Origin of the sequence: Pseudomonas sp. NPDC090592 (genome assembly GCF_044769185.1) — a bacterium.
Classification (GTDB): Bacteria; Pseudomonadota; Gammaproteobacteria; order Pseudomonadales; family Pseudomonadaceae; genus Aquipseudomonas.
Genome location: NZ_JBIVXJ010000012.1, coordinates 42570 through 55727, shown reverse-complemented (window position 1 = coordinate 55727; position 13158 = coordinate 42570). Strand labels below are relative to the sequence as shown.

Here is a 13158-nt window from a genome sequence, read left to right as displayed (position 1 = left end):
TTCTACCTCTGAAGGGTTTCGCTGAAGCGTTTGTAGTCCGGGTTACCCTGGGACGGGTCGCTGCCAAAGCGGTAGGCACTGAACGGCTTTAGGTCGAGTTGTGGTTCGCGGCCCGCGACCAGGTCGCCGATCAGGCGGCCGGTGGTCGCCCCCAGGGTCAGGCCCAGCTGGCCGTGCCCTACTGCCATGAACACGTTCGGCAGGCGCCGGCAGCGGTCGATGATCGGCTTGGTGTCGGGCAGCAACGGGCGATAGCCGACGCCGAACTCGACGTTGTCGGTGTGCATCTGCGGCAGCAGGCGCTTGGCCTTGGCGAGGATGATCTGCGCACGCTTGAAGTTGGGCTGGGTGCTGTTGCCGCCGAACTCGATGGTGCCGCCGATCTGCAGGCCGCGGGTCATCGGGGTGAAGCAGAAGCCGCCGTCGCCATAGATGACCGAGTGGTTGAACGACACCCCGGCATCGCGCACCAGCGCCTGGTAACCGGCCACGGGCTGCAGCGGCACGTTGACCCCCAGTTGCCCGAAGAACGCCCGCGCCCCGGCGCCGGCCGCGAGTACCAGCTGCCCGGCGGCAATGCGCTCGCCGCTTTCCAGGGTTACCCCGGTGGCGCGCCCGCCCGCTTCGTCCAGCTGCGCGACCTTGGCCCGCACGCGGCGGCCGCCCTGGGCCAGGAAGCGCTCGGTGAGCGCCACCATGAAGCCCTCGGTATCGCTGACGAACCGCCACTGCGGCAGCAGGATGCCGTGGGCGAACTTGCCCGCCAGCAGCGGCTCCAGGTCGCCAATCTCGGCGCCGTTGAGCACCTGGCTGTCAAAGCCCAGCGAGCGGCGGATTTCATTGTGGCCACGCTCGTGCTCCACCCCGGCCTGGCTGTCGAACACCTGCAGGATCGGGCGCTGCACCACCAGGCCGCGGGCTTCCAGGCCTTCGAGCAAGCGGCCGTAGTCGGTCAGCACATGGTGGGTCAGCGAGGCCATGGCCGTGGCGATCTCCTGGATGCGCGCATGGCGTGCGTTGCCCAGAAACCGCAGGAACCACGGCAGCAGCGCTGGCAACGCCGCCGGGCGCAGGGCCAGCGGGCCGGTCTGGTCGAGCAGCCAACCCGGGATCTTTTTCAGGATGCCAGGTTTGGACAGCGGGATGATCTCGCCCAGCGAAAGCTGCCCGCAGCTCCATTTGGCGGTGCTGTCGCCCGGTGCCGCCGGGTCGATCAGGGTCACCTGGTGGCCATCGCGCTGCAGGTACAGCGCGCAGCAGATCCCCACGATGCCACCACCCACCACCAGCGTGGCGCCCTTGTGCGGGGCGGCTCGAGCCGCATCTTGCGAAGGTATTTCAGTGTTCAACTCAAGCACTCCCATGCAACGAAACAGTTCAGTCGACGGCACGATCAGTAGGCGTAGCGGCGCAACATGCGCTGCTCGACCAGCCCGACCAGGCGCGTCAGCGGGAAAGCGATGGCGAAATAGATCAGCCCGGTGACGGTGAGGAACTCGATGGGCCGCGCCGTGCTGTTTGAGATGTTCTGGCCAACGAACATCAGGTCGGCAACCCCCACCGAGGAGATCAGGGCGCTCTCCTTGAACAGGCTGACCACGTTCGACAGCAGAGGTGGCACAGCGCGCAGCAAGGTCTGCGGGAAGATCACGTACAGCGTCTTGACCGAGCGGTTCAGGCCCAGCGCCACGCAGGCGTCATGCTGCTCGCTGGCGATCGACTTGAGTGCGCCGCGGAACGTCTCGCAGGTGATCGCCGCCATGTACAGGGTCAGCGCAATGGCCACCGAGGCGTAGGCCGGGATCGCCAGGCGGAACACCACCGGCAGGCAGAAGAAGATCCAGAACAGCTGGATGAGCAACGGCGTGCCGCGGAAGAACTCGACATACAGCGTCACCGGCCAGGTGATCCAACGTGACGGCGAGCGTTTCAGCAGGCTCAGGATAAAACCGATCAAGCTGCCCAGCAGCGCACAGCCGAAGGTGAAGGCCACCGTCAGCGCGAGGCCTTCGAGCAGCACGTTCCAGAACGGCAGTACCGCGGAAAAATTCAGCTCCATGGTCGCCCCCTTCAACGCTGCATCGCAGCGTCCTGACGACGCTCGATCATGTTGGCCAGTTTCGAAATCGGCAGGGACAGGGCGAAGTACACCAGCGCCACCACCGAATAGGTTTCCAGGGGCCGGTAGGCGTCTGTCGCCAGGCCTTTGGCCACGTACATCAGGTCGGAAATTGCCACGATCGCCACCAGCGCGCTCTGTTGCAGCGAACCGATCCCGTTGGTCAGCAGCACCGGCAACGCCGAGCGCAACGCCTGCGGCAGCACCACGTAGAAGGTTCGGTGGAACGATTTGAGGCCCAGTGCCGTGCACGCATCCAGGTGCTCGCGGGGCACCGCCTGCACTCCGGCGCGGTAGGCCTCGGCGTTGAACGCGGTGAGGTTCAGGCCCAGGGCCAGGATGCCCATGAGCATCGGGTCGATGAACACGTCCACCATCATCGGGATGCAGTAGAAGAACCAGATGATCTGCAGCAGCGCCGGGGTGCAGCGGAAAAACTCGATGAACAGTTGCGCCGGCCAGCGCAGGATCGCCCAGCGGCTCATCACTAACAGGCACAGCACAAAGCCCAGCACCAGGCCCATCAGGTTGGCGGCCAATGCCAGCTGGATGGTCACCTTCAACCCTTCGAGCAGCACGCCGACACTGTTCTGCAAAAACGCAAAATCAAATTCGTAATGCATGGCCTGTTTCACTCCAGATGAAGGACTTTCTCCAGGAATTCCCGGGTCCGTGGCTGCTTGGGCGACTTGAACATCTGTGCTGGCGGGCCCTGCTCGACCACCTTGCCGTTGGCGCAGAACACCACGCGCGTGGCGATGTCGCGGGCAAAGTGCATGTCGTGGGTGACGATGATCATCGCCATCTTCTGCTCAGCCAGCTGCAGCATCACGTTCTGCACCTCGATGACCATTTCCGGGTCCAGCGCCGAGGTCACCTCGTCGAACAGCATCAGCTTGGGCTCGAGCATCAATGCGCGGGCAATGGCCACGCGCTGCTTCTGGCCACCGGACAACTGGCTGGGGTAGGCGTGCAGCTTGCTTTCCAGCCCCAGGCGCGCCAGGTACTTGCGGGCGCGCTCGGTGGCTTCGGCCTTGGTCAGCCCGGCAACCTTCACCGGCGCCAGGATCAGGTTGCTGAGCACCGACAGGTGCGGGAACAGCGTGTAGTGCTGGAACACCATGCCGATCTGCTTCTGCAGGCGGGTGTCGATGCGCGGGCGGTCCTTGCCGGCACCGTTGATGTAGGGCTGGCCCTGGAAGCTGATCTGGCCGCGCTGGATGTCATCCAGGCCCATCATCACCCGCAGCAGCGTGCTCTTGCCGCTGCCGCTGGGGCCGATGATCACCAGGCGGTCGTCGGCGCGCATGTCCAGGTTCAGGCCATCCATGACCACCAGGCTTTCGCCGTACGATTTGTACACTTCACGGAACTGGACGAAGTCGCCAGTCGCCGTCAACGGGGTAACACCCTGGGCGGTAAGAGGTGAGGTAGCCACAGCTTTGATTTCCGTAGAGAACATGGGATTTTCCTCGCAGCGCAACGCGCCTGATGGGCCCGACCGCTTCAGCGCGCCTGCGTCAGCGATGCCTCGATGCTGGCCAGTTCGAAAATTGCCTCGACTTCCACGGCGACATTGCGCGGCAGCGAGCTGCAGCCGACCGCTGCACGTGCATGCCGGCCGCTCTCGCCGAGCACGCTGATGATCAGGTCGGAAGCGCCGTTGAGCACCTTGGGGTGATCGGCAAAACCGGGTACTGCGTTGACGAAGCCGCCGAGGCGCACACAACCGGCCACCTTGGCAAAATCGCCAGCGACGAAGCGGTCCACCTGCACCAGAATGTTCAATGCACACAGTTGTGCAGCCGCCTGGCCCTGCTCCAGCGAAAGATCGCTTCCCAGTTGCCCGACATAGCGGTCGACGCCACCGGCAACGGGCACCTGCCCGGACACATACAGCAGGTTGCCGACCTGGCGAGTCGCAGCGAAATTGGCGCCTGGCTTGGGTGCATCGGGGTACTCGTGCCCCAGCGCTGCCAGTCGTTGCTTCAATGTTTGAGCCATTTGACTACCCTTTCTTGTTGTTCTTGTTTGCGTTCAATGGGCGCGGCAGCTGCCTGCCGCGCCTTGCCCCGACACCCCGTCAGCGCGCCCGGGAGTGCGCCCGGTCGAGCTTGCCGTTGGCGAACACCACGCCGTGGTGAAGCTCGGCGTAGGCCTGGGTGATCTTGCCGTTGGCCAGGTCCTGCTCGATCAGCTCGAAGCTGCGCTTGAGCGGGTCGCCATAGCCGCCGCCACCGGCCTGTTCGTGGCGGATGATCGCGTCACGGCCAAGGTTCATGGTGAACTTGCTCGGCAGCGGCTGCAGTTCGTTGTTGACCCGCAGGTAGTTCGCCGAACAGGCGCCCGGCTTGCCCCCGAACAGCCCGTAAGGGGCATGCACGGCGCGGTCGGAGCGAATCTGCGCGACCACGTCCCTGGACAGGATGCGGTACTCGCGCACCAGGCCCAGGCCACCGCGGTACTCGCCAGCACCACCGGAATCGGTGGCGAAACCGTAGGCTTCCATCACGATGGGGTAGCGTGCCTCCAGCGTCTCGATGGGCATGTTCGACATGTTCTGCGACGGGTTGGTGACCCCTTCGATGCCGTCCTTGTTGTGCCGGCCGCCCCAGGCCCCGTTGATCATGTCGACCAGGATGTACGGCTCGATGGAGTTCTCCACATAGCCGCTCAGGGCGATCACGGTGTTGCCGCCCTCGCCTGCCGCCATCACCTTCTTCGGCGCGATCTGCGCCACCGCGCCCAGCACGCAGTCGACCACGCGGTAGCCGGTCAGGGCCCGCGCAGCCACCGGCGCCGGCATGTTCGGGTTCAGGATCGAACCTTGCGGGGCGGTGATGTCGATGCAGCGGTACACCCCGGCGTTGTTCGGCACATCGGCGTCCAGCGCGCAGCGGATGCTGAGGTAGGTGGCCGATTTGACGAACGACAGCGTCGAGTTGATCGCGCCACGCACTTGTGGCGAAGAGCCGGCAAAGTCGACCGAAAGGCGGTCGCCCTTGACGGTCACGGCGCACTTGATCGGGATCGGGGTTTCGCAGAAACCGTCGTTGTCGATGTGGTCGAGGAACTCGTAGGTGCCGTCCGGCCAGGCTTGAATGGCCTTGCGGGTCAGGCGCTCGCCGTAGTCGAGCAGCTCGTCGAAGTAGTCGCGCAGGCCCTGCTCGCCGTAGCGGTCGAACAGGCGCACCAGCTCGCGCTCACCGATGTTGCAGGTGGCCAGTTGCGCGCCGAGATCGCCCAGCACCAGGTCCGGCAGGCGCACGTTCTTCTTGATGATCTCGAACAGCGTCTCGTTTTCTTCACCGGCGGTGTACAGCTTGGTCGGCGGAATGCGCAGGCCTTCCTGGTAGATCTCGGTGGAGTCGGCAGCGTTGGAGCCCGGTACGCGCCCGCCCACGTCGCAGTGGTGGGCGATCACCACCGAGAAGCCCTGCAGGCGCCCCTTGAAGAAGATCGGCTTGAACATGAAGATGTCCGGCAGGTGCATGCCGCCTTCATAGGGGTCGTTGAGGATGATCACATCGCCCGGCGCCACATTGTCGGCGTACTTGGCGATGATCACATCGATCGCATCAGGCACCGCGCCCAGGTGCAGGGCCACGGTCTTGGCCTGGGCCAGGATGCGGCCGGAGGCGTCGCACATGGTGACCGAATAGTCGAGCACATCACGGATGATCGGCGAGCGTGCGGTGCGCATCACCGCGAAGGCCATATCGTCGACGATGGTGTCGAGGGCGTTCTTGACGACGGCGAACGTGATTGGGTCAACGTTACGTTGTGTCATGGCTATCTATTCCTCAAATATCAGGCCAGGGTGGCGATTACGCTGCCGATCGAGTCGACGGTGGCGCGCCAGCGAGGTGGAATGACGATGGTGGTGTCGGTGCTTTCGAGGATCACCGGGCCGACAACCTCGCCGGTCAACGCTGCACGCGGCAGGATGGGGGTATCGACCCAGCCGCTCTGGCGATCGAAGTAGACCTTGCGGGTACTGGCTTCGGCGGCCTGGACCGTGCCCTTGCGAGTGCGCAGGTCATTGAAGTCGAGGGTCTTGGTCGCGACGCCACGGGCCAGCAGGCGCAGGCTGGCGCACTCGATGGAATCCTTGGAGGCATAGCCGTACATCGCGGTGTAGGCGGCCAGGAAGTCGCTGCGCAGTTGTGCGCGGGCCGACTCGTCCAGCTTGGCCGGCACGCGCACCGGCAGTTCGTAGTCCTGGCCACGGAAACGCATGTCGAGGTCGAAGACGTACTCGATGCGGTCGGCGCTGTAGCCTTCGGCCGCCAGGGCATCCTGGGCCTGGGCGCGCATTTTGGCGACTTGCTGCTCGAGCGCGGCCAGGTCGAGGTTGTCGAGCTGCTGCAGCGACGGGTGCACGAAGTAGCGCTCCACCGCACCGGCCAGCATGCCCATGGCGGTGAACACACCCGGCGCGGCCGGGAACACCACGCGCTTCATGTCCAGGGCGCGGGCCAGGTCACAGGCATGCACCGGGCCCGAGCCACCGAAGGCGGTCAGGGTAAAGTCACGCGGGTCGACGCCGCGTTCGACGGTGACCGCCTTGATGGTGCGCGCCATGTTGACGTTGACCACCTCGCGAATGCCCACCGCGGCCTCCTCGACGCTGATGCCCAGCGGGCCGGCCAACAGGGTCTCGACTGCATCGCGGGCCGCACCGATGTTCAGCTGCATGGTGCCGCTGGCCAGGCTCTGCGGCAGGAAGCCGAGGATTGCGTTGGCGTCGGTCACGGTGGGTTTTTCGCCGCCGATGCCGTAGCACACCGGGCCCGGGAAGGCACCAGCAGACACCGGGCCGACGTTGAGCAGGCCACCAGCATCGAGCCAGGCGATGGAGCCTGCACCACTGCCGACCTCGGCCACGTCGATGGTCGGCACGCGCATCATATAGCCGCCAGCCTTGATGAAGCGGCTTGGGGTGGAGATGCCGGCGCGGAACTCGTACTCGTTGGTACGCGCCAGTTCGCCGTTGTGGATCAGCGACGCCGAGGCGGTGGTGCCGCCCATGTCGAAGACCACCAGGTCCTTGTCGTTACGCGCCTGGCCCAGGCGGCCGGCACCCACCACCCCAGCCGAGCGGCCCGAGGAGATGAAGAACACCGGGGTGTCCTGGGCGATGGCGGCGCTGGACAGGCCGCCATTGGAGTTGCTGACCAGCAGCGGTGCCTTAACGCCGATGCGCTTGAGGCCCGATTCCAGGCGTTGCAGGTAGGTGCGCAGGGCCGGCAGCACGTAGGCGTTGACCACGGTGGTAGAGGTGCGCTCGTACTCGCGCATCTCAGGCAGCACCGAAATCGAGGCGGTTACGCTGATGTCCGGGAAGTGCTGCTGGAAGGCTTCCAGGGCAGCGGCTTCGTTGGCCTTGTTCTTGTACGAGTTGATGAAGCAGATGGCGACCGACTCGACGCCTTCGCTCTGGAAGAAGCGACCGGCCTGCAGCACTTCGTCGACCGGGGTGGCACGCAGCACTTCGCCGGTGGCCAGCACACGCTCGTCGATCTCGTAGCGGTAGCGGCGCTCGACCAGTGGGACGGGCTTGTCCCAGGACAGGTCGAACATGGTGGGTGTACGCACCCGACCGATTTCCAGAACGTCACGGAAGCCCTTGGTGGTGATCAGGCCGCATTTGGCGCCGACCTTCTGCAACATGGTGTTGGAGCCGACCGTGGTGCCGTGCAGCACCTCGGTGACGTCGCTGGTGGCAAGCCCGGCTTGCTCCAGGATGCGTGCCACACCCGTCAGCACGGCCTCTTCGGGGGCGGCCGGGGTGGACGAGACCTTCGTGAAAGTGACCTGCCCTTCGTCATCGAGCAAAACCAGGTCGGTGAACGTGCCGCCAATATCAACGCCAATGCGTGCGCTTGCCATATGAAGTCCATCCGTTCAGTGAGTGCGCGGTATGTCGTATCGCGAAATCTCGACAGGCAGTGGGTTCGGCTGAGCCCGCACCAGCGGGCCGTTCGTGCCTGCCATGTACCGTTTCGTCTGGATCTATTTTGTCGACCTAATGCCGACATGTGTCAACCATGGCTGTCGCAAAATCACATGCGCTTTTGCGTATCTGATTGATTAAATTGAATTAAAAAAATAGAAAATTTCAAAAACGACACGCAAATCACGCCGGTCATTGACACGGAATCGGATCAGGAACAGCATTGTATCGACATTTGGTCGACCAAAATAACGACCATCATGTTCCCAACAGAGATCACCACGAGGGTTTTCAGATGCCGATAGTGAGAGTCGAATTGCTGACCGGGCGGTCGCAGGAACAGAAGAACGAGCTGGCAGCAGCCCTGACGCGGGAAACGTCGAGAATCGCTCGATGCCCTGAAGAGCATGTCCAGGTGATCATCAGCGAATATGATCGCTCGGATTGGGCGGTCGGGGGGGTGATGAACTCGGTGGCCAAGCAACACACCCAGCCGTAAAGCTCAGGATCAGGCAGCGCCGCCGCACAGGAAACAATGTCCGCAAGGGCGCCGCAAGTCCTGTGGGAGCGGCTTTAGCCGCGAAGCAGGCGGCGCGGTGGCTGGCACGGGCTTCGCCCGTGTTCGCGGGTAAACCCGCTCCCACAGTGTTCGCCTCGATTTTTAGAGCCTGTGCAAGACAGTTGCTCCCACAGAGCCCTCTGTTGAATCAGATGTGGCCCGCTACGGCTGAGCCTGCGGGTAGGTCAGGGTCATGCTGGCGGTGATGTTGCGATCCAGGAACTGCATGAACCGCCCTTTGAACTGGGCGGCGTGGCGGTGCGCCAGCTCTTCGGCCAGGTCTGCATCCCTGGCCTCGATGGCATCGACTATCTGCGTGTGGTCGCGGCCGATTTCTTCGGCGGTCATGTGCTCATCGAGGGTCTGGAATTCGAAGTGCAAATGCAGCATGCGCCTGCCCTCCTCCAGCAAACGCCGGTACAGGTCCGCGAAGTAGACGTTGTGGCCAGCCTTGGCGATGGCCATGTGGAAGTCGTAGTTCTTCTCGATCATCGCCTGGCTGGTGCCGGTCTTGACGCAGTTGGCGATAGCCTTTTCGTAGGCCTTCTGGGCGGTACGGATGTCGGCCAGCTCCAGCGGTGAACGGTGCAGGGCCGCCAGCCGGGTGGTCACCCGCTGCAACAGGTCCAGGGCGTCGAGAAACTCCGGGATGCGGCGAAAATCCATCTGCGAGACGATGGTACTGCGGTTGGGCAAGATCGACACCAGGCCATCGGCTGACAGCCGCACCAGGGCCTCGCGGATGGGCGAGCGTGACAGGTCGAAGCGCTCGGACAGGCCGATTTCATCCAGCGCCGTGCCCGGCGCAAGCTTCATCGTGAGGATTTCATCACGCAGGATGGTGTAGACGCGCGAGGCGCCGGTGGCTTTCTGGGTTTGCGGTTCTGTAACTTTGGCCATGTTCCGGGTTCCTAGGGGGCAGGCAACACGTGTAGGCCTGACTGCAAAGCGGCACTATACCTGAGGGCCCAGGCATCGACAAAGATCATGTCGACACCATGCCGACACCAGGCCCTTCAAGCTTTCATGCAGGTTACAACCCCACGCGCCGCCGTTCTACCCCGTCGGTCACGGCTGGAAGTCGTCCAGGCTGAAGCCGGTGGCATAGGGGTCCGAATCGTCGATGTAGTGTTCGCTGCGCCCGGTGATCCAGGCGCGCCCTTCGACGCTTGGGTAAACCGCCTGCAAGCCCGACACCAAGGCTGTCCTGGCTTCGGCGCGGCCGACGAAGTAGCTGCCGATGATGCTTTCGTGCCGGTAGGGCTGGCCAATCTCGAGCAGGCCGCGGGCATGGCGCTGCGCGACCCTGGCCGAGGTGCCGGTGCCACAGGGCGAGCGGTCGATGATCTGATCCCCGGAAATCACCACCCCACGCCCGTGGGCCCCTTCGGCTTGCGCCGGGCCGGTCCACATGCAATGCCTTACGCCGCGAATCAGCGGGAAATCCGGGTGCACCACATCCACGGCCAGGTTGACCTGGTCACGCACCTGGCGCCCCATGTCCAGCAATTGCGTGGCACTGAAGCATTCGGCACCGGGGAAGTTCGGTTGAACCTCGACAATGGGGTAGAAGTTGCCGCCATAGGCCACATCGACGGTCAGTTCACCCAGGGCCGGGATGCTCACCTTCAAATCCTTGTGCAGCAGGAACGAGGCAACGTTGGTGAAGCGCACGCCCGTGACGCGCTGGCCATCATATTCATAGTGGGCGGTCACCTGCCCTGCCGGCACATCGATCACCACCACGCCAGGGGTCTTGGGTTCGACCAGCCCGGCCTCGATGGCGAACGTCACCGAACCGATCGTTGCGTGGCCACACATGGGCAAGCAGCCGGTGGTTTCGATGAACAGCAAACTGAAGTCAGCGTTGGCCGACATGGGTGGATAGAACAGCGTGCCCGACATTTGCCCGTGGCCTTTGGGTTCGAGCATCAATGCCCGGCGCAGCCAGTCGTAATGTTCGACGAAAAACAGGCGGCGCGCGTTCATGTCGGCGCCCTCCAGCACCGGCGCGCCGCTGATGACCATGCGCACCGGCATGCCCCCGGTGTGGCCTTCGATACATTTATAGGTGGAGCTGATCATGGTGTCCCTCGGTGGGTGCGGGGTTCTGGGGCAACGGTGCTTGCGCACACTGCGCAAGCACCGCCGGAATCAATTGCTGGCGGCCAGCGACACATCCACCGCGTGCTTGGTCAGCTTGTCCATGTCGCCCGAGCTGATCTTCTGCTCGATGAAGGCGTCCAGCACCGCAATGTCCGATGCCGGGGTGTTCTTGTTCAGCCCCAGGTTGATGCCCTGCTCAGCCAGCTTGGGCGAAGGCGTGAAGGTCTTGGCCCAGTCCGGGTGCGCCGAGGTCAGCAAGGTGTTGGTCATGCTGTCGTCAGCCAGGAAGTCGGCGCGCTTGGACATCAACGACAAACGGGTTTCGTCGAAACCTGGCAAGCGTACGATCCTGGCTTGCTTGAGCAGCGCGGTAACGGCCTTGTCCTGAGCCGTACCAGACATCACCGCAACGCTCATGCCCGGTTTGTCGACATCCGCCACCGTGTTGACGCCCTCGGCAAGCTTGGGGTTCTTGCTGTTGTAGGCGAAGTTGACGCTGTAACCGATAGCTGGCCTGGAAAAGGTAATGGCCTTGCGTCGCTCCGGGGTGTCGTTGAGCGCCAATGAGATGTCCCACTTCGAGGACTGCAGCCCGGCGACGATGTTGTCCCAACTGGTGTCGACGAACTGCACTTTCACTTTCAACACCTCTTCGCCGAACTGCTTGCACAGGTCGGGAAACAGGCCGGAGTAAGTGCCGGTCTTCGGATCGCGCATTACGTAGGGCGGCGAAGTGGCGGCGCCACAGCGCAGCACCCCTGCATCCCTGACCGCTTTCCAGCTGTCGGACGCATCGGCCGCATTGGCCGAGCCTGCACAAAGGGCTGCCGCTGCCAACGAGACGGCTGTTAGCGTTTTGACCACATGGGTTAACTGGAACATCTCAGAGCCTCTCTATTATTCGAATTGGGAAACCACACAGTTTCAAGGCAGTGTCGTTGACGCTCTGGCTTCGGTTTCTTGCTTTCTCTCCCCGCCCGATGTGTTTGCACCGAGTGCTGGCCGCGACGCCTTAGCCCTGTCGCCGCGCCCGGGGAATCCTTCAAATTGCACGCATATGTTGTCGACCCTTTGCCGACACATGTCAACGACTTTCCGTTAACAAAAATCTAGATATTTTTTATCTAGTTGATTTTCATATATTTATTTTTTCTTTTTGCCAGCGCCTCTCAGATTTATTGACAACAGAAACGCACTGCACAACCATTATGTCGACATCTGATCGACAATTGGCAGCAACGCAAGCGAGGCGCAAATGTCCAACAAGCAATCAGTAATCGTGGTAACAGGCGGTGCGAGCGGCATCGGTGAAGCAACGGTGCGCCGTTTTGCCAGGCAGCCTGGCTGCACCGTGGTGATCGGCGATATCAACGTCGAACGGGCCGAACACCTGGCCGGCGAGTTGCGCGAGGGCGGAGCATCGGTCCATGCCTGCAAGCTCGACGTGTCATCGGAGCAAGCGGTAAAAACGTTCTGCCTTCATGTGCTCGACACCTATGGCGTGCCGGACACCTTGGTCAACTCGGGCGGTTTGCTGCAGAACGCCGTGCACCTGTTCGACCTGGACATCGAGGAATACGACCGGCTGCAGAACGTCAACGTACGCGGCACGTTACTGATCTCCAGGGAGTTGGCCCGGCCGATGTGCGAGGTGGGTAGCGGCAGCATCATCAACCTGTGTTCGCTGACCAGCTTCCGCCCGTCGGCGCAGATCGGCTATGCCGTGGGCAAGGCTGGGCTGCACATGCTGACCCAGGTGATGGCGGCGCAGTGGGGGCCGCACGGCGTGCGGGTGAATGCCGTGGCACCGGGCTACACCCTCACCCCCGCCATGCAGGCCCGCATCGACAGCGGCGAACGCGACCCGAAGGCGGTGGTGGACAAGTCCGCGCTGCGGCGCTTCGTCGACCCGGCGGAAGTGGCAGAGACGATACATTTCCTGTGCTCACCGGGCGCTTCGGCCATCACTGGCGCGATCCTGCCGGTGGACTGTGGCTGGCTGGTGACATCGGCTTATGCAGCCTACGCTTCGCAGCCGGGTTGAGCAGCACGCGGGCGTCCACTATCGACCCATTGCAACCACCGATGAAATACCACCCGCAGCTATCCACTTCTGTGGGAGCGGCTTTAGCCGCGAAGCAGGCGACGCGTTGGCTGGCACCGGCTTTGCCGGTGTTCGCGGCTAAAGCCCCACAGTGTGCGCGGCGCGCCCGCGAAATCAGTTTGTCAGCGCCGGCCTTGGGTCGACAGTTGCCGGTCACGAATGACAGTTTTCGACCCACTGCAGCCGGTGAGCTGAACAGCAATCTTTGTGGGAGCGGGCGTGCCCGCGAAGAATCCAACGCGGAGCCTGGCACCGGCTGCGCCGGTGTTCGCGGGCACGCCCGCTCCCACAAAGTCCGCTGTCAGTCGCAACGG

Annotated in this window: 12 protein-coding genes; 2 read left to right on the top strand and 10 right to left on the bottom strand. The window is 63.3% G+C overall.

All coding sequences use genetic code 11. The features are described from left to right. Nucleotides 1-2: 2 nt before the first annotated feature. The 7 genes from ACIQUI_RS13025 to ACIQUI_RS12995 form a co-directional block, all read right to left on the bottom strand. Nucleotides 3-1349: an NAD(P)/FAD-dependent oxidoreductase gene (locus ACIQUI_RS13025; protein ID WP_403198965.1), complete on the bottom strand. Its 1347-nt coding sequence runs from the start codon at nt 1347-1349 to the stop codon at nt 3-5. 44 nt (nt 1350-1393) lie between these two features. Continuing rightward, nucleotides 1394-2059 carry an amino acid ABC transporter permease gene (locus ACIQUI_RS13020; protein ID WP_403198962.1) on the bottom strand — a complete coding sequence of 222 codons (666 nt, stop codon included), beginning with the start codon at nt 2057-2059 and terminating at the stop codon, nt 1394-1396. 11 nt (nt 2060-2070) lie between these two features. Continuing rightward, entirely contained in the window at nt 2071-2742 is a 672-nt protein-coding gene (locus tag ACIQUI_RS13015; RefSeq protein ID WP_403198959.1) for an amino acid ABC transporter permease, read from the bottom strand. Between the two features lie 8 nt (nt 2743-2750). Then, nucleotides 2751-3581 carry an amino acid ABC transporter ATP-binding protein gene (locus tag ACIQUI_RS13010; protein ID WP_403198957.1) on the bottom strand — a complete coding sequence of 277 codons (831 nt, stop codon included), beginning with the start codon at nt 3579-3581 and terminating at the stop codon, nt 2751-2753. A gap of 44 nt (nt 3582-3625) precedes the next feature. Then, on the bottom strand, nt 3626-4123 hold the full coding sequence (locus tag ACIQUI_RS13005; protein ID WP_403198955.1) for a RidA family protein: 498 nt from the start codon (nt 4121-4123) through the stop codon (nt 3626-3628). A 79-nt stretch (nt 4124-4202) separates the two neighbouring features. After that, entirely contained in the window at nt 4203-5909 is a 1707-nt protein-coding gene (locus ACIQUI_RS13000; protein WP_403198952.1) for a hydantoinase B/oxoprolinase family protein, read from the bottom strand. A gap of 20 nt (nt 5910-5929) precedes the next feature. Beyond that, nucleotides 5930-8011, bottom strand: a complete 2082-nt coding sequence (locus ACIQUI_RS12995) for a hydantoinase/oxoprolinase family protein (protein ID WP_403198950.1) — start codon at nt 8009-8011, stop codon at nt 5930-5932. A gap of 359 nt (nt 8012-8370) precedes the next feature. Between ACIQUI_RS12995 and ACIQUI_RS12990 the strand changes: the two genes are divergently transcribed. After that, nucleotides 8371-8574: a 2-hydroxymuconate tautomerase gene (locus ACIQUI_RS12990; protein ID WP_403198948.1), complete on the top strand. Its 204-nt coding sequence runs from the start codon at nt 8371-8373 to the stop codon at nt 8572-8574. Between the two features lie 222 nt (nt 8575-8796). On the opposite strand, the gene ACIQUI_RS12985 is transcribed toward ACIQUI_RS12990, so the two are convergent. The 3 genes from ACIQUI_RS12985 to ACIQUI_RS12975 all read right to left on the bottom strand — a co-directional run bounded on the left by ACIQUI_RS12985 (nt 8797) and on the right by ACIQUI_RS12975 (nt 11622). Beyond that, nucleotides 8797-9534 carry a GntR family transcriptional regulator gene (locus ACIQUI_RS12985; RefSeq protein ID WP_403198945.1) on the bottom strand — a complete coding sequence of 246 codons (738 nt, stop codon included), beginning with the start codon at nt 9532-9534 and terminating at the stop codon, nt 8797-8799. Between the two features lie 168 nt (nt 9535-9702). After that, entirely contained in the window at nt 9703-10719 is a 1017-nt protein-coding gene (locus tag ACIQUI_RS12980) for a 4-hydroxyproline epimerase (protein WP_403198942.1), read from the bottom strand. Between the two features lie 69 nt (nt 10720-10788). Beyond that, nucleotides 10789-11622, bottom strand: coding sequence for a substrate-binding periplasmic protein (locus ACIQUI_RS12975; RefSeq protein WP_403198939.1), 834 nt, complete (start codon nt 11620-11622; stop codon nt 10789-10791). A gap of 373 nt (nt 11623-11995) precedes the next feature. Between ACIQUI_RS12975 and ACIQUI_RS12970 the strand changes: the two genes are divergently transcribed. Further along, nucleotides 11996-12784 (top strand): SDR family NAD(P)-dependent oxidoreductase, encoded by a 789-nt coding sequence (locus tag ACIQUI_RS12970; RefSeq protein WP_403198937.1) that lies wholly within the window; start codon nt 11996-11998, stop codon nt 12782-12784. The last annotated feature ends 374 nt before the right edge of the window (nt 12785-13158 follow it).